Annotated in this window: 16 protein-coding genes; 7 read left to right on the top strand and 9 right to left on the bottom strand. The window is 53.2% G+C overall.

Annotation, left to right across the window (positions count from 1 at the left end; all coding sequences use genetic code 11):
• Positions 1-119: 119 nt before the first annotated feature.
• Positions 120-1043: a DMT family transporter gene (locus G8S19_RS19875; RefSeq protein WP_101742913.1), complete on the top strand. Its 924-nt coding sequence runs from the start codon at positions 120-122 to the stop codon at positions 1041-1043.
• A gap of 58 nt (positions 1044-1101) precedes the next feature.
• Here the strand turns inward: G8S19_RS19875 and G8S19_RS19870 are convergent, their stop codons facing one another.
• Complete coding sequence (locus G8S19_RS19870; protein ID WP_116361050.1) at positions 1102-1752, bottom strand: LysM-like peptidoglycan-binding domain-containing protein; 651 nt, start codon at positions 1750-1752, stop codon at positions 1102-1104.
• Between the two features lie 218 nt (positions 1753-1970).
• On the opposite strand from G8S19_RS19870, the gene fklB reads away from it, so the two are divergent.
• Both fklB and cycA read left to right on the top strand, forming a co-directional pair.
• On the top strand, positions 1971-2591 hold the full coding sequence (gene fklB, locus G8S19_RS19865; protein ID WP_048213487.1) for an FKBP-type peptidyl-prolyl cis-trans isomerase: 621 nt from the start codon (positions 1971-1973) through the stop codon (positions 2589-2591).
• Between the two features lie 308 nt (positions 2592-2899).
• Entirely contained in the window at positions 2900-4309 is a 1410-nt protein-coding gene (gene cycA, locus G8S19_RS19860) for a D-serine/D-alanine/glycine transporter (protein ID WP_048212871.1), read from the top strand.
• 83 nt (positions 4310-4392) lie between these two features.
• Here cycA and ytfE read toward each other — a convergent pair whose 3' ends face one another.
• The gene (ytfE, locus tag G8S19_RS19855) at positions 4393-5055 is read right to left on the bottom strand and encodes an iron-sulfur cluster repair protein YtfE (protein ID WP_048212870.1); all 663 of its coding nucleotides are present in this window, start codon (positions 5053-5055) and stop codon (positions 4393-4395) included.
• A gap of 245 nt (positions 5056-5300) precedes the next feature.
• Between ytfE and G8S19_RS19850 the strand changes: the two genes are divergently transcribed.
• Positions 5301-6872 (top strand): methyl-accepting chemotaxis protein, encoded by a 1572-nt coding sequence (locus G8S19_RS19850; RefSeq protein WP_124020790.1) that lies wholly within the window; start codon positions 5301-5303, stop codon positions 6870-6872.
• A gap of 61 nt (positions 6873-6933) precedes the next feature.
• Here G8S19_RS19850 and G8S19_RS19845 read toward each other — a convergent pair whose 3' ends face one another.
• The 3 genes from G8S19_RS19845 to G8S19_RS19835 all read right to left on the bottom strand — a co-directional run bounded on the left by G8S19_RS19845 (position 6934) and on the right by G8S19_RS19835 (position 9733).
• Positions 6934-7902: a DMT family transporter gene (locus G8S19_RS19845; protein WP_253685784.1), complete on the bottom strand. Its 969-nt coding sequence runs from the start codon at positions 7900-7902 to the stop codon at positions 6934-6936.
• A 76-nt stretch (positions 7903-7978) separates the two neighbouring features.
• Positions 7979-8803, bottom strand: a complete 825-nt coding sequence (locus G8S19_RS19840) for an AraC family transcriptional regulator (protein ID WP_048213486.1) — start codon at positions 8801-8803, stop codon at positions 7979-7981.
• An 81-nt stretch (positions 8804-8884) separates the two neighbouring features.
• Positions 8885-9733, bottom strand: coding sequence for an SDR family oxidoreductase (locus G8S19_RS19835; protein ID WP_124020789.1), 849 nt, complete (start codon positions 9731-9733; stop codon positions 8885-8887).
• A 90-nt stretch (positions 9734-9823) separates the two neighbouring features.
• On the opposite strand from G8S19_RS19835, the gene G8S19_RS19830 reads away from it, so the two are divergent.
• A complete protein-coding gene (locus G8S19_RS19830; protein WP_048213485.1) occupies positions 9824-10204 on the top strand; it encodes a helix-turn-helix domain-containing protein in 381 nt (126 codons plus the stop codon).
• Between the two features lie 42 nt (positions 10205-10246).
• Here G8S19_RS19830 and cpdB read toward each other — a convergent pair whose 3' ends face one another.
• On the bottom strand, positions 10247-12190 hold the full coding sequence (cpdB, locus tag G8S19_RS19825) for a 2',3'-cyclic-nucleotide 2'-phosphodiesterase (protein WP_061067113.1): 1944 nt from the start codon (positions 12188-12190) through the stop codon (positions 10247-10249).
• 187 nt (positions 12191-12377) lie between these two features.
• On the opposite strand from cpdB, the gene cysQ reads away from it, so the two are divergent.
• Positions 12378-13118, top strand: coding sequence for a 3'(2'),5'-bisphosphate nucleotidase CysQ (gene cysQ / locus G8S19_RS19820; protein WP_124020787.1), 741 nt, complete (start codon positions 12378-12380; stop codon positions 13116-13118).
• Here cysQ and G8S19_RS19815 read toward each other — a convergent pair.
• Entirely contained in the window at positions 13108-13665 is a 558-nt protein-coding gene (locus G8S19_RS19815; RefSeq protein WP_048212864.1) for a YtfJ family protein, read from the bottom strand. The genes cysQ and G8S19_RS19815 overlap by 11 nt on opposite strands.
• Positions 13666-13991: 326 nt before the next feature.
• Between G8S19_RS19815 and G8S19_RS19810 the strand changes: the two genes are divergently transcribed.
• Positions 13992-14198, top strand: coding sequence for a DUF1107 domain-containing protein (locus G8S19_RS19810; protein ID WP_003025710.1), 207 nt, complete (start codon positions 13992-13994; stop codon positions 14196-14198).
• A gap of 65 nt (positions 14199-14263) precedes the next feature.
• On the opposite strand, the gene G8S19_RS19805 is transcribed toward G8S19_RS19810, so the two are convergent.
• Both G8S19_RS19805 and msrA read right to left on the bottom strand, forming a co-directional pair.
• Complete coding sequence (locus G8S19_RS19805; protein ID WP_061067115.1) at positions 14264-15601, bottom strand: hemolysin family protein; 1338 nt, start codon at positions 15599-15601, stop codon at positions 14264-14266.
• 152 nt (positions 15602-15753) lie between these two features.
• A complete protein-coding gene (gene msrA, locus G8S19_RS19800) occupies positions 15754-16392 on the bottom strand; it encodes a peptide-methionine (S)-S-oxide reductase MsrA (RefSeq protein WP_003830412.1) in 639 nt (212 codons plus the stop codon).
• Positions 16393-16567 lie beyond the last annotated feature (175 nt).

Raw genomic sequence — 16567 nt, 5'->3', positions numbered from 1 at the left:
AAAGCGCCGGCCCTGTGCCGGCGTTTTGCTTTTCTACCCTCCTGTTTTTCGCTCTGGCTATTCTTTGTCCTTTTCGGGATAATCATAAAAATAAAACATTATTTCAAAGTGGTGATGGAATGGAACCAACGCACCAACCTCTGTTCGCGCGTAAAAATGTTGTCTACCTGGGCGCAGCCTTCTGTTGTCTGTTGTGGGGGAGCGCTTATCCAGCGATAAAAAGCGGATACGAGATCTTCCAGATTGCCACGGATGACATTCCGTCAAAAATTGTCTTTGCCGGCTATCGCTTCCTGTTTGCGGGATTATTGCTGCTACTGTTGGCGATGGCGCAGCGTAAACCGATTGGCCGGTTAAGCCTGCGTCAGTACGGCCAACTCACGCTGTTGGGGCTGACGCAAACCTCGCTGCAATACATCTTCTTCTATATTGGCCTGGCGTTCACGACGGGGGTGAAAGGGTCCATCATGAATGCGACCGGGACATTCTTTAGCGTGCTGTTGGCCCATTTTATCTATCAAAACGACAAACTAAGCTACAACAAAGCACTAGGTTGTATTCTGGGTTTTACCGGCGTGATGGTGGTGAACTTTAACAGCGGAATGGATTTTAGCTTCAGCCTGTTAGGTGATGGTTCAGTGGTGATGGCGGCCTTTATCCTTTCTGCCGCCACGCTATACGGTAAACGCATTTCTCAGACGGTAGACCCGACGGTCATGACAGGCTACCAACTGGGGATGGGCGGTCTGGCGTTAGTTATCGGCGGTTATGCTTTTGGTGGCACGCTGACCGTACACGGCTTAGCTTCAGTGGCTATTCTGGGTTACCTGACGTTGCTTTCATCGGTGGCCTTCGCTTTGTGGAGCATTTTGCTCAAGTACAACCGCGTGGGGATGATTGCGCCGTTTAACTTCCTGATCCCGGTTTCGGGGGCGGTGCTGTCGGCGATATTCCTCGGCGAAAACATTCTCGAATGGAAATATGCGCTGGCGCTGGTGCTGGTCTGTTCGGGGATCTGGTGGGTGAATAAGGTGAAGCGTTAGTGCTTCACCTTGAGGCCTGATGGCGCTACGCGCATCAGGCCTACTGACTGAGACAGTCTTAGCGTGCGCGAATAAAGCTGCCGTTGGGCTGGCGGGTAAACAATACCTGCTGACCATTTCCGCTATCAATGGTTAACCCGGTCACCACCCCGTTAGCATTCTGCCTGATTTGGATCATCTGGCCGTCTTTCAAATTGCTCAGCGGCTTCCCGGCACCTTCCACTTGCGCCATGGCGTACACATCAGTTGGCGGAAGGTTATGGTCCCGGAAGACCTGCGCCAGCGTTTTCCCTGAGTCTACGCGGTAGGTACGCCACTGCTGCTCAATACCACTATTCTGCTGAAAGGGCTGCGTCTGAGGCTGTGATTGCTGAGCCTGCGGCTGCGCGTCTGGTTCTCCTTCCTGGATGGGTTCCGGCGCAACGGGAGCCACCTGGCCGGGATCGTTTTGCGGGGCCACTAACTGTGCCTGAAGCTGAGCCTCGGTTGGCGGCTGCGACTGTGACTGTAAATCCAGCTGGGCAGTACGCGTAACCACAGGGGTATCAGTAGTGTCACTGGAAGGAAGCAGGAAACCTATCACCAGCACGATAGCAGCAATAATAATGCCGCGTCGGTGCATAGGCGGTAGCGGGTCCATAATGCGAAAATTGTCCGGTGCATGCCAGATTTTCGCCAGGGTTGGTTTTAATTCAAAGCGCCCGGGCATGGCTTTCCTCCTGCTCAGCGTCTCGTTCCTCTGTCATAGAGTATAGATCGCTAACTCTATGATACTTGTTCAGGTACCCGCTTTCGTGACATTGATGCGGGCAATAGCATTGTTTCTTTTTCCTCGCGATTTGTCATCTGTTCCCGAGACAAAGTTTTACCGGATGCGGCATGGCTGATATGCTGCCCGCTACTTTACATCCGATGAAAGGAAATATGATGGCTAACCCGACTTTTGACACTATCGAAGCGCAAGCAAGCTACGGCATTGGTTTGCAGGTAGGACAGCAGCTGAGCGAATCCGGTCTGGAAGGGCTGTTGCCTGAAGCGCTGGTAGCGGGTATCGCTGATGCGCTGGAAGGTAAACACCCGGCAGTGCCTGTTGATGTTGTGCACCGTGCGCTGCGTGAAATTCACGAACGTGCTGATGCAGTACGTCGCGAGCGTTTCCAGGCTATGGCGGCTGATGGCGTCAAATATCTGGAAGAAAACCGTGAGAAAGAGGGTGTGAACAGCACTGAATCCGGTCTGCAGTTCCGTGTTCTGACTCAGGGCGAAGGTTCTATCCCGGCACGTACCGACCACGTACGCGTGCATTATACCGGTAAACTGATCGACGGTACCGTGTTTGACAGCTCTGTTGCGCGTGGCGAACCGGCTGAATTCCCGGTTAACGGCGTGATCCCTGGCTGGATTGAAGCACTGACCCTGATGCCGGTAGGTTCCAAATGGGAACTGACTATTCCTCAGGAACTGGCTTACGGTGAGCGTGGCGCTGGCGCGTCCATTCCTCCGTTCAGCACGCTGGTATTTGAAGTTGAGCTGCTTGAAATCCTGTAAGCAGTAACTTCTGTTCCCCCCGACGCTGGGGGGAGCAACAAAATAGCGTGAAAAGCTATAGTTACGTCGATGTCGATATTTTATCTTGCAAATGATGTTATTGCGTGTATTTTTGTGAACTGATTCTCGCTATCAGAGTGATATGATACTCACTTTAAACATAAAATTAACATTATATCTAAATCTTAGTATTCATCCCGCCGATTCTTACCTAATATCGATGAGTCCTGCCAACAGGATCGTCGTATCATAGACACACTAAAGGCCGTAGAGCCTGAACAACACAGACAGGTACAGGAAGAAAAAACATGGTAGATCAGGTAAAAGTCGACGCCGTTGAAGAGGCTTCGTCTGAACAGTCGCTACGGCGCAATCTCACAAACCGTCATATTCAACTTATTGCCATTGGTGGCGCTATTGGTACCGGCCTGTTTATGGGCTCAGGGAAAACCATCAGCCTCGCCGGGCCGTCGATCATTTTTGTCTATATGATCATCGGTTTTATGCTGTTTTTCGTGATGCGGGCAATGGGAGAATTACTGCTCTCGAATCTCGAATACAAATCCTTTAGTGATTTCGCCTCCGACCTGCTCGGGCCATGGGCCGGGTATTTTACCGGCTGGACCTATTGGTTCTGCTGGGTGGTTACCGGGATGGCAGACGTCGTTGCGATTACGGCGTATGCGCAATTCTGGTTCCCCGGACTGTCAGACTGGGTGGCATCACTGGCGGTGATCATTCTGTTGCTGGCTCTTAACCTCGCCACGGTGAAAATGTTTGGTGAGATGGAGTTCTGGTTTGCGATGATCAAAATCGTCGCCATTGTCGGCCTGATTGTCGTCGGTCTGGTGATGGTACTGACGCACTTCCAGTCGCCAACCGGCGTTCAGGCTTCGTTCACGCATCTGTGGAATGACGGTGGCTGGTTCCCGAAAGGTCTGAGCGGCTTCTTTGCTGGCTTCCAGATAGCAGTCTTCGCGTTTGTTGGTATTGAGCTGGTAGGTACGACGGCTGCAGAAACTAAAGATCCGGAAAAGTCTCTGCCGCGCGCTATTAACTCGATTCCAATCCGTATCATCATGTTCTACGTTTTCGCGCTGATCGTGATTATGTCCGTGACGCCGTGGAGCTCGGTAGTACCAACCAAGAGCCCATTCGTTGAGCTGTTTGTGCTGGTCGGTCTGCCTGCGGCGGCGAGCCTGATTAACTTTGTGGTGCTGACTTCAGCGGCCTCTTCCGCAAACAGCGGTGTGTTCTCTACCAGCCGTATGCTGTTCGGCCTGGCACAGGAAGGCGTTGCGCCTAAAGCGTTTGCCAAGCTGTCTAAACGCGCGGTTCCGGCGAAAGGTTTAACCTTCTCCTGTATCTGTCTGCTGGGCGGCGTGGTGATGCTCTATGTGAACCCGAGCGTGATTGGCGCGTTCACCATGATCACCACCGTGTCGGCAATCCTGTTTATGTTTGTCTGGACCATCATTCTTTGCTCATACCTGGTGTACCGCAAACAGCGTCCACACCTGCATGAGAAATCGATCTACAAGATGCCGTTAGGCAAGCTAATGTGCTGGGTATGTATGGCGTTCTTTGTCTTCGTACTGGTGCTGCTGACTCTGGAAGAAGATACCCGTCAGGCGTTGATGGTGACGCCGCTGTGGTTCATCGCGCTGGGTCTGGGCTGGTTGTTTATCGGTAAGAAACGTATGGCGGGTATGCGTTAAGCGTTGTCATATCGGACACAAAAAAGGCCACATAAGCAGTGGCCGAATTCGGACTTCAGGAAGGCGCTCTCGGGCGCCTTTTTTTATTCACCTGCGAGGGCACGCGGGAACAACACATTGTTTTCCAGACTGATGTGTTCCATCAGATCGTCGATCATCTCGTTAATGCCGTTATACATGGCTTTCCAGGTGGTGCAGGCTTCTGGCGGCGGCGTCACGTTGTGGGTGATGTGCTTGATCACTTCCACCAGTTCGCCGGCCTCGTCGTGTTCGCTTTCCATCACGCTGATTGGCCCCATCGCCTGGCTACCCATGCCCTGTTTGATCATTGGGAACAGGATCTGCTCTTCTTTCATCATGTGGCTGGACAGCTCTTCATGCAGCATCGTCAGGTTCTTCGCCAGACCACGCGGTACGCTCGGCTTGTCGGCATGAACACGTTCAACTTTAGTGGCCTGCAGGATCAGCTCCGGCAGCTGTTCGCGGTGGCGATCATGATATCGAATGACGATATGGTCGATGATTTCTGCCAGTGCCACGGTACGCCAGTCTTTTTCCAGCGGCTGTTCAGCCAACTGGGCGAGCTGCGCCTCGATAGCTTCCACATCCAGCTCTTTACGTGCGGCAGCGCGTGCCAGCGTTTGCTTACCGCCGCAGCAGTAATCCATATCGTATTTACGAAACAGGGCCGAAGCGCGAGGAATAGAGAGCGCCAGTTCACCTAAAGGTTGATCGCGATAAGACATAGCCGTTACCTCATTCTCAATAATATAAGATGTATTTTAAATGCAACTTATGGGGAAGGATATAACCCTTTCGGGTCAGAGGATTTTGTGATGATTGTCACGAAAATTTCTTATCTCGTTAACATGCTGAATCTTATTGAAAAGGGACAAAGCGGCGAAAAAAGCTACGCCACAAGATTAAATAAGCCGACGCAGCTGCCGATAGTTAGACCTCAGACAATACCTGCATAATTAAAAGGCAACAGATGTTCAAACGAATCAAAGTGATAACCTTACTTATCACCGTGTTACTCGCCCTGGGCGCGATGCAGCTCATTTCCGCAGGCGTATTTATTGGCGCGCTCAATAACGATAAGCAGAACTTTAACGTGTCTCAACTTTCCAGCCAGAACGTGGCGGAGTTTACCGATGCATGGATTAGCCTGAACCAGGCTCGCGTCACGCTCAACCGGGGCATGCTACGTTTACAGGGCACGATGGCCAGCGATATTAACGGCGGTCAGTTGAAGGAACTGGTGAACACGGCAAATCGCCTGTTGGCCGAATCGAAAGAGCATTACGATACCTACTACGCCTTGCCGGAAACGCCGGGACTGGATGAGCATCTGGCCGATCGACTGGAAGAACAGTACGGTATCTATTCTACTGCGCTGGCAAAAATGAACGCGCTGCTGGCTGAAGGCAAGCTGGAAGAGATGTTCAAACAGAATGCCGAGCAAAAGCAGACGGCCATGCAGGAAGTTTATCGGGAATGGCGTAGCGCGCAAACCGCGCTGGCAAATGAGGGCGTTCGGGATAACGAAAATGACTACCAGAAAATTATCTGGTTGTTATCCGCCATACTGTTGATTGTGTTGGCCGTCATTATCGTCAGTTGGATTGCCATGCAGCGTGTCCTGCTGAAACCACTCCACGAGGTGATGGGGCATATTCGGCATATCGCTTCAGGTGATCTGACCCATACTATTACTGCTGATGGCCGTAACGAAATGGCGCTATTGGCCCAGAACGTCCGCGAGATGCAGCAGGCGCTGGCGAACACTGTCAGCGTGGTGCGTGACGGGGCTGACACCATCTATACCGGGGCGGGTGAAATTGCCGCTGGCAGTAACGATCTCTCTTCACGTACCGAGCAGCAGGCTGCTTCTCTGGAAGAAACTGCTGCCAGCATGGAACAACTCACCGCGACCGTGAAACAGAATGCGGATAACGCGCGTCAGGCGACCAGTCTGGCAAAAAATGCCTCGCAGACGGCGCAGAAAGGTGGAGCCGTGGTCGACGGTGTGGTGCGTACGATGGATGAAATCGCCACCAGTTCCAGTAAAATTGCGCAAATTACCACTGTTATCGACGGCATAGCTTTCCAGACCAATATTCTGGCGCTGAACGCGGCGGTAGAAGCGGCGCGCGCGGGCGAACAGGGGCGCGGCTTTGCTGTCGTTGCCGGTGAGGTCCGCACGCTGGCGCAGCGTAGCGCTCAGGCGGCAAAAGAAATTAAGGCGCTGATTGATGACTCAGGGAATCGGGTTAATGCCGGTACAGCGCTGGTGCATGAAGCGGGTGAAACGATGGCGGAAATCGTCAGCGCCGTGACCCGCGTGACCGATATTATGGGCGAGATCGCCTCGGCCTCCGATGAGCAGAGTCGGGGTATCGATCAGGTCGGCCAGGCGGTGGCTGAGATGGATCGCGTCACGCAGCAAAACGCCTCGCTGGTGGAGGAGTCCGCTTCCGCCGCCGCCGCGCTCGAAGAGCAGGCCGCGCGGTTGAACCAGACGGTGGCGGTGTTTAAAGTGTCGCGCCGGATGGCGGCGTAAACGCCTTATCCGGCCTACATGAGATCGTACAGTCCTTGTAGGCCTGGTAAGCGCAGCGCCATCAGGCATCCCCCGAAACCGGCACTACCGCCGGTTTCTGCGGTTTTGACCGCACCGCAATCACCACGCCTATTATCAGCAGCGCAATACCGCTTACCGTCAGCAGCGGCGGAAATTCCTTGCGCAGAATAAAGGTGTACAGCAGGCCAGCCAGCGTTTCGAAGACAATCAACGGGCCGAGGATCACCGTCGGCAGTTTCTGGCTGGCGACGTTCCAGCACAGTGCGCCAACCCAAGAACACAATACCGCAATGGCTATCATCAGGCCGATAAACACGGCTGGACGCGGACCGAAGGGCAGAGCGAAGTCCGGCGTTTGCCCGTTCAGCCACAGGCAGGCGGCAATATAGCCGAGCAGAGAAACAGGCAGCGTCACCAGTGCCTGGGCCGTCGCCCACATCATCGGGTGCTTATCCGGATTCTCGCGCAGCCAGCGGGCATTACGCAGCGCATACCACGCCCAACACATCACTGAAATCAGCGCCAGTGCGATGCCAGAGCCATATCGCCAGCCGCTAAAGTCAGGGAGTCCCTGATTCAGCTCCGAGATATTCACGCACAGCAGGCCTATACCAATCAACACCAGCGCAGGCGACAAACGCCACCATGATAATTTGCCATCACGCTGGCTGTAGAGCAGGTTAGCGAAGACCGGGATCACCACCGGCAATGTCCCAATAATCATGGTGGAGACCGGTGCGCCGGTGCGCTGGATAGCGCTTGCCAGGCAAACGTAATAAATCAGATTCCCCATCATTGTTAGCGTCAGCGCAGTTACCCAGTCTTTCCGCCCGAGTTGACGCAGGCGCACACGTCCCAGCCAGGCAATCGGCAATGCGATCAGCCCCAGCGCCAGATAACGCCCCATCGACTGTAACACCGCCGGGTATTCCGGAACGATCAGCGGCCCAACAAAAATTAATCCCCACATCAGCCCGGCCAGCAGGGCATACAACACACCGCTAATCATTTTTGACATCCACATCGCTTAACATAAGGTCGAGTGTAGGCAGGAAAAATGCCGCCGTATTGTATGAGATTGCTGATCAACGCCGGACGACTTGTTTCTGATAACGTACCGGCGTAATGCCGTAGCGATGGGTAAAGGCGCGGGTGAGATGCGACTGGTCGGTGAGGCCGGTTGCGGCGGCGACCTCTGCGGCGGGCATACCGTAGGTAAGAAAACCTTTGGCTCGCCACAGACGGATCGCCATCAGCATCTGGTGCGGCGTGACGTGAAAATGCAATTTGAACTGGCGCTGAAAATGCCAGGGACTCAGCGATGCCACCCGCGCCAGTTCATCGAGCGTGACCGGGTGCATGTAATTATCGTGCAGATACTCGCGCACGCGTTCAAAGCGATGCGCCCCCTCCGGTAATACCGGCGCATGGCGGGCCAGCGGTTGGAACGTGTCGATCAGATCGAGTAATAATCCTTTTTGCGCCAGCGGATCTTCCGTGTTCCACAGGCCGTGGATCAGCGAGCAGATCTGGCGCGAGCGCAGCGGATCGTGACGGGTAACGTCATGGAACCACCAGTGGCGGATCCCGGTGACCTCTTCCAGAAGATCGGGCTCAAGATAAATCATCCGATAGCGCCAGCCGTCGGCGGTTTCGGCTTCGCCGGTATGCAGCTCATCGGGATTCATGGTTACGACGGAATGGGCGGGGGCCACGTACTGCGTGCCGCGATAGCGAAAACGCTCGGCTCCGGCTTCTATCGCGCCAATGCCGAACGCTTCATGAGTGTGCGGCTCAAAGGCGTAACGTGAGATGTGCGCATGATACAGCTCTACGCCCGGCACCTGCGCCAGATGGCGAAAGCGGGCGCTGTCTTTCTCATCAATAAACTGCTCAGGTACACCTTGCACGTTTTCTCTCCCCACGCATCATCCTGTCATTATCAGAGAGGATGCGCGGGGATGCCACCACAATTAACTAATTTTTAACACTTACACGATGCCTTTGACGCTGTCAGCCAGCGAGGTGGTCGGGCGACCAATCAGTTTGCTTAGCGTATGGCTGTCGTCGAACAGACCGCCTTTGGAGGCGCCAGTGTCTGAGTCAGCCAGCATGTCCGCCAGCCCGGCTGGTAGACCAAAGCCCTTCAGTGCGGCGGCAAAGTCAGTTTCGCTCAGGTTCTGATACACCACTTTTTTACCGCTCTGTTTTGCCAGTTCGGCAGCCAACTGGCTCAGGGTCCAGCCTGCGTCGCCCGCCAGCTCATAGGTTTTACCGGCGTGACCGTCTTCACTGATGACGCGCGCGGCGGCAGCGGCATAGTCGGCGCGGGTCGCCGAGGCGATTTTACCTTCACCTGCCGCGCCAATAAAGACGCCGTGTTCCAGCGCGGCCGGGGCGCTGGCGAGATAGTTTTCGGTGTACCAGCCGTTACGCAGCAGCGCGTAGGCGATACCGGATTCAGCCAGCATCTTCTCGGTTGCGATATGCTCATCAGCCAATCCCAGTGGGGAAGAGTCGGCATGTAGCAGGCTGGTGTAGGCGATAAATTTCACGTGGGCAGCTTTCGCCGCGTTAATTACGTTGCGATGCTGCGGGGCGCGTTGACCCACTTCGCTCGACGAGATCAGCAGTAGCTTGTCGATACCCTGCAAGGCAGTTGTAAAGGCGGCTTCATCGCTGTAATCCGCCTGACGAACGGTAATGCCCTGCTGACTAAGCGCCGTCGCTTTAGCGGGATTACGCACGATTGCCACAATCTGGCTGGCAGGAACGGTTTTCAGCAGAGATTCAATAACGTGTTGGCCCAGTTGGCCGGTGGCGCCGGTAATCGCGATCATGGGGTGACTCCCTGGTATTGGTCTTGTGTTTAATCACGCTAACACCTAAACTTACTTTTAGTAAGTACGTACAAAAAGGTTAGTATGAAAATGACAGCTTCGACGCTCTCCCAGCAGTTACGCGATGGCAACTTGTTTGCCGAACAGTGTCCCTCCCGCGAGGTGTTAAAACACGTCACCAGCCGCTGGGGCGTATTGATTCTGGTGGCGCTGCGCGACGGTACGCACCGGTTCAGCGATTTGCGCCGTAAGATGGGCGGCGTCAGTGAAAAGATGCTGGCGCAATCTCTGCAAGCGCTGGAGCAGGACGGGTTTATCAACCGGGTATCGTATCCGGTCGTACCGCCGCATGTGGAGTATAGCCTGACGTCGTTGGGTGAGCAGGTGAGCGATAAAGTCGCCGCACTGGCGGACTGGATAGAACTGAATTTGCCGCAGGTGTTGGCGCAGCGGGAAGAGCGGGCGGCGTAAAGTATTGCCGGATGGCGGCTAACGCCTTATCCGGCACTAAAGTTACTTACTCAAATCCAGCTGGTAAATGGCAAAACCGATGTCATCGGTCGCGACTTTCTTCAGCGGATATTGCCCTTTCTCTTTGATAAACGCCGCGGCTTTATCAGACGGTGATGTTTCAAAGCGAATATCCAGTGGCGTATCGCTGTGAATTGGCGCCAGACGCCAGTTGTTATCTGCCGCTGGATGAATTTCACCGGCACGCTTCGTCTCGGCACCTATCCATGCCGCCAGCACCGAGCGGTTTTCATCCGGTGATGCAAACGCGATGTGGCTGTCGCCGGTTCCGGCAAACTTACCGCCGTAGGCGCGGTAGTTGTTGGTCGCGACGAGGAAGGTGGCATTCGGATCGATTGGTTTGCCGTTAAAGGTCAGATTTTTAATACGTTCCGCTTTCGGATTAATGGTCTGACATTCCCCGTCGTAGCGGGCGGGTTGTGAAACATCAATCTGATAATTCACGCCATCAATCACGTCGAAATTATAGGTACGGAAGCCATCCCAGTTAATCAACGACTGTGGTTTGCTGCTGTGGATATCAATCTGATTAAACTGTCCGGCGGAACATTCCAGCCACTCTTTCACCTCTTTACCGCTGGCTTTTACCACCACCAGGGTATTGGGATAAAGGTACAGGTCGGCGGCGTTACGGAAGGTAAGCTGGCCTTTTTCCACCTCAACAAAGCTGGCCGGATCGTTCTTACGCCCGCCCACTTTAAACGGCGCGGCGGCGGAAAGCACCGGCAGCTTCGCCAGATCCGGATCGCCCTGAATAAAGTGCTCTACATAGGCTTTCTGCGCATTATTCACCACCTGCACAGTCGGATCGTCCTGCACCAGCGCCAGGTAGCTGTACATGTTGTCGGCGGATTTACCGATTGGCTTGCTGACGAACTCGCGCGTGGCATCGTGATCGGCTTTCAGGATCTCAACGATTTTCTTATCTTCAACGGCCAGTGATTTTTTCGCCGCCGCGTCATAAATCGGACGTGCTTCGGCTTTCGCCTGGGTGACCTGCCATTTCCCGCTGTCGTTATTCAGTACCAGATCGACCACGCCCAGATGATCGCCCCACATGCCAGGCATCACCGCCGGAACGCCGTTCAGGGTACCTTTAGAGATATCTGCGCCTTTGATATTGGCAAAGTCTTTACCCGGGAAGACGGCGTGAGCGTGACCAAACATAATGGCATCCACGCCCGGGACTTCACTGAGGTAGTAAACGGAGTTCTCCGCCATTGTCTGATACGGGTCGGCTGAAAGCCCGGAGTGAGCTACCACCACCACCACATCCGCGCCTTTGGCTCGCATCTCAGGCACGTATTTACGTGCGGTTTCGGTGATGTCGTTCACCGTCACTTTACCGCTGAGGTTGGCTTTATCCCAGGTCATGATCTGCGGCGGCACAAAACCGATATAGCCTATCTTCAGCGTCTGCTTGTTCCCTTGCTGGTCGACAACCTCAGTGTCTTTGATCAGATAAGGCGTAAACAGCGGCTTTTTGGTCTTAACGTCGATGATATTGGCATTAACGTAAGGGAACTTCGCCCCGGCTAGTGCGTTGTGCAGATACTCAAGACCGTAGTTGAACTCATGGTTGCCGAGGTTACCCACCGCGTAATCCAGCGTATTCAGCGCCTTATAGACCGGGTGAGTTTCGCCCGCTTTCAGCCCCTTGGCCGCCATGTAATCCCCGAGCGGACTGCCCTGAATCAAATCGCCGTTATCAACCAGCACGCTGTTTTTGACTTCACCACGCGCAGCGTTGATAAGACTCGCCGTACGCACCAGGCCAAATTTTTCAGTCGCCGTATCTTTGTAATAATCGAAATCCATCATATTGCTATGCAAATCAGTGGTTTCCATTATCCGTAGATCGACGGTCGCGGCATTCACACTGGCTGCAATCAGCGTAGCCAGAAGCGTTGCACTAAACTTAATCATCAGGGGCATCCTTTTAAGATCTAAGCCACAAAAGAAAATGTATATAAATCTTCTTGCTTACAGAACTGTGAATCATGACATGAATATAGCGTCTAAAACCGCAGACGCTATCACAGTTGGCGGATCCCCTGGCGATCGGGTATAAGTAAAACAACGAGTTAACACCACGAAAGAAACGAGGTGGAGAATGCTAGAACATGTATGCCAGCTTGCACGGAACGCGGGCGATGCCATTATGCAGGTCTACGATGGAATCAAACCGATGGAGATTACCAGCAAGCAGGACGATTCTCCGGTCACGGCGGCAGACATCGCAGCGCACACTGTGATCCTTGAGGGATTACTGGCGCTGACGCCGGATATTCCGGTTTTGTCTGAAGAGGCGCCTCCGGGCTGGGATGTTCGTCAACACTGGCAGCGCTACTGGTTGGTCGATCCGCTGGATGGGACCAAAGAGTTCATTAAGCGTAACGGTGAATTTACCGTTAACATTGCGCTTATCGAGAAGGGAAAGCCGGTTCTGGGCGTGGTTTACGCGCCGGTAATGAAAGTGATGTACAGCGCAGCAGAAGGTAAAGCGTGGAAAGAAGAGTGCGGCGTGCGCAAACAAATCCAGGTGCGTGATGCGCGTCCGCCGCTGGTGGTGATTAGCCGCTCCCATGCCGACAATGAGTTAAAAGAGTATCTGCAACAGTTGGGTGAGCACCAGACCACCTCGATTGGTTCCTCGCTGAAGTTCTGCCTGGTGGCGGAAGGGCAGGCGCAACTGTATCCGCGTTTTGGACCCACAAACGTGTGGGACACCGCTGCGGGCCACGCGGTTGCTGCCGCAGCCGGAGCGCACGTTCACGACTGGCAGGGGAAACCTCTGGATTACACCCCACGTGAATCGTTCCTCAACCCCGGCTTCCGCGTCTCTATTTACTGAGCAGTTTGTGCAGCAGGGCAATCACCTGCTGCACCTCATCCTGCGTTAGCGCCCCATCTTTTGCCCACTGTACGCGTCCGTCTTTGTCGAGAACGACGATAGCGGAGCTCTCTTCATCCAGTTGCCAGGCCTTACGCGCAATGCCATTGCTGTCGACAATGAATTGCGACCACGGGTAGAGCTTCTTATTGCTCTCCAGACTGCTGCGCACAAACATACCGGAGCCGGGAATGGCGTCATCGGTGTTGACGATAGTGGTGGTCTGGTATTTATCATGCGGCAGATTGGCGGCTTTGATGGCTTCAATCAGTGTCGCATTTTTCTCTTTGGCGGAGGTACGTCCAGCGATGTGTTGCACAATACGGACTTTCCCTGGCAGTTGCGCGCTATTCCAGCTTTTGTAGCTAAACTTATCGTTATCAAGAATCAGTTCGCCGCGATCGGCAATACCCACCGGCGGCACGCGCTGGTTAGTCTCAAACGAATGTGCGGAGGCAATCATCGGCAGCAGCAGGCACGATAGGGCCAGCAGTTTTTGTAAGGTCATGGGTTTTCCTTCTTTCTTTATTTTGCAGGTGATCCGACCACTTGGGCCTGGAATTTAATCATATGTGCGAATGATGCTTTTTCCCGCAAGCGCGATGCCAGTTTGCGGACGGGCGCACAAATCCTGCGAAAAATGAAGGCTTATACTGAAGACCGCGAAGCGTTGAAAAGATAATTCTGAATAATTGTAACCTGAAGGTAAATAAACTTATACACGCTGGAAACATCGTTCAGATAGTCTATAGTCATAAGGCATTAAAATTTGCGCCTGAGGATTGTCGGACCGATTGTGGTACCGCAAAGGCGTAACGCTCAGCAGGAGATACAATGAAAATTTTCCAACGATACAACCCGCTGCAGGTGGCGAAGTACGTGAAGATCCTGTTTCGTGGACGGTTATATATCAAGGACGTAGGCGCTTTTGAGTTTGATAAGGGTAAGATTCTTATCCCAAAAGTGAAGGACAAACTGCATTTTTCTGTTATGTCCGAAGTTAACCGTCAGGTCTTGCGTCTGCAAACTGAGATGGCTTGATCAAAGTGCTATGCAGTAGTTAAAAAAACGGCTCCTGATGGGAGCCGTTGATGTTTCTGGCGGGATTACGCTTTGGTCTCTTCTTTTGCATCCGGCAGCTTTGGTACCAGAACGGTAGGTTTGCTGTCCAGGCGCGTCACCAGCAGCTGATCGATCTTGTAGTTATCGATATCCACCACTTCAAATTTGTAGCCAGAATACTTCACCGAGTCGGTGCGTTTCGGGATTTTACGCAGCATGAACATCATGAAACCGCCGATGGTTTCATAGTTGCCGGACTGCGGAAACTCGTCGATATCCAGCACACGCATCACGTCATCAATCGGCGTACCACCATCAACTAACCATGAGTTCTCATCACGCGCCACAATCTGTTCTTCCAGACCCTGGCCGACTAAGTCACCCATCAGTGTCGTCATTACGTCATTAAGCGTAATAATCCCCACCACCAGTGCATACTCGTTCATGATGACGGCAAAGTCTTCACCTGCGGTTTTGAAGCTTTCCAGCGCTTCTGAGAGCGTCAGCGTATCCGGAACAATCAGCGTATTGCGGATCTGTACGCCGCTGTTCAGCGCCATGCTTTGATTTGCCAGTACGCGGTTGAGGAGATCCTTTGAATCAACATAGCCAATGATGTGGTCGATATCTTCGTTACAGACCAGAAACTTGGAATGCGGATGTTCCGCCACTTTGTTCTTCAGGCTCTGTTCATCTTCGTGCAGATCAAACCAGATAACGTTTTCGCGCGAGGTCATTGAAGACGGCACGGTACGGGATTCCAGTTCAAATACGTTTTCGATCAGCTCATGTTCCTGCTTGCGCAGAACCCCTGCCAATGCGCCGGCTTCTACTACGGCGTAAATATCGTCCGAGGTGATGTCGTCTTTGCGCACCATCGGGATCTTAAACAGACGGAAAATGTTATTTGCCAGACCATTAAAGAACCATACCAGCGGGCGGAACACGAGCAGACAGAAGCGCATCGGGTTGATGATACGCAAAGCTACAGCTTCTGGCGCAATCATACCGATGCGTTTCGGGGTTAAATCCGCGAACAGGATGAACAGACCAGTCACCAGGGAGAACGACAGAATAAAGCTTAACTGTTCGGACAGCTCTGGGGCGAAGTATTTCGAGAACAGACCGTTAAATGCCGGTGAAAACGCCGCGTCACCGACGATACCGCCAAGAATAGCAACCGCATTAAGACCAATTTGCACAACGGTAAAGAACATGCCGGGGTTTTCCTGCATCTTCAAAACACGCTGTGCGTTTACGTTGCCTTCATCGGCAAGCAGTTTAAGTTTGATTTTGCGTGACGCAGCAAGCGAGATCTCGGATATCGAGAAAAACGCACTCACGGCGATCAGGCAGAGAATGACTAAAATACTGTTTAACATATCTTATCCGACCGTTAAGGCCAGATCCTCGGAAGGGATAAATTGATAAATCTGTGTGAAATACACATTGAAAACCGGTCCGAAGGGAGTGGACCGGCAATTTCAGGAGCTAGTATAGCGTAAGGTACTGTAAAGCCGCCAGAGGGCGGCGATTATCCTTGCGGCGGCAGGCAAACGCCAATTCCGCCAATACCACAATATCCGTAAGGATTTTTGTGCAGATACTGCTGGTGATCGTCCTCGGCATAATAGAACGGCGTTGCCGTAGTGATTTCCGTGGTAATGGTGCGCTCGTCGCCTGCGGCGGTCATTGCTGCCTGAAAACGCTCAAGGCTGGCCTGTGCGGCGGCGGTTTGTTCCGGCGTTAACGGGTAAATGGCGGAGCGATACTGCGTGCCCTGGTCGTTCCCCTGACGCATGCCCTGCGCCGGATCGTGATTTTCCCAGAACACCTGCAGCAGTTGTTCGTAGCTGATAACATGCGGGTCATAGACGATGCGTACCGCTTCGGCATGCCCGGTGTCGCCAGAACACACTTCCCGATAGGTTGGGTTTGGGGTGTAGCCGCCGGTGTATCCGGCCGCCGTGCTGTATACCCCGGGTAATGACCAGAATAAACGCTCAACGCCCCAGAAACATCCCATGGCGAAATAAGCGATCTCCATACCGTCGGGCACGTTGGTCATCGAATGTTGGTTAACCGCATGCAGCGTTGCCACTGGCATCGGGGTGTTGCGTCCAGGTAGCGCATCTGCTTGAGTAACAAGATGCTTTCTATCAAATAAACTCATGGCCGTTCTCCCGAAATCAGTCATTTGGGTTAAGGTTGTAACGAGACGCGTCTTTGCCCACAATAAACGGCGTGAATACGTCTAGAGTTAAACATAAGAAATATTTGGGTTGTCGTCTGTTTTTCAACTCTTATTGTTGATTTTTTGTTAAGCCGAGGAACGGCATAGTATTTTT

The organism is Citrobacter sp. SX206, assembly GCF_024181025.1.
Classification (GTDB): Bacteria; Pseudomonadota; Gammaproteobacteria; order Enterobacterales; family Enterobacteriaceae; genus Citrobacter; species Citrobacter youngae.
Note: the sequence above shows the minus strand (reverse complement) of the source record. Positions and strands in the feature narration are given on the sequence as shown.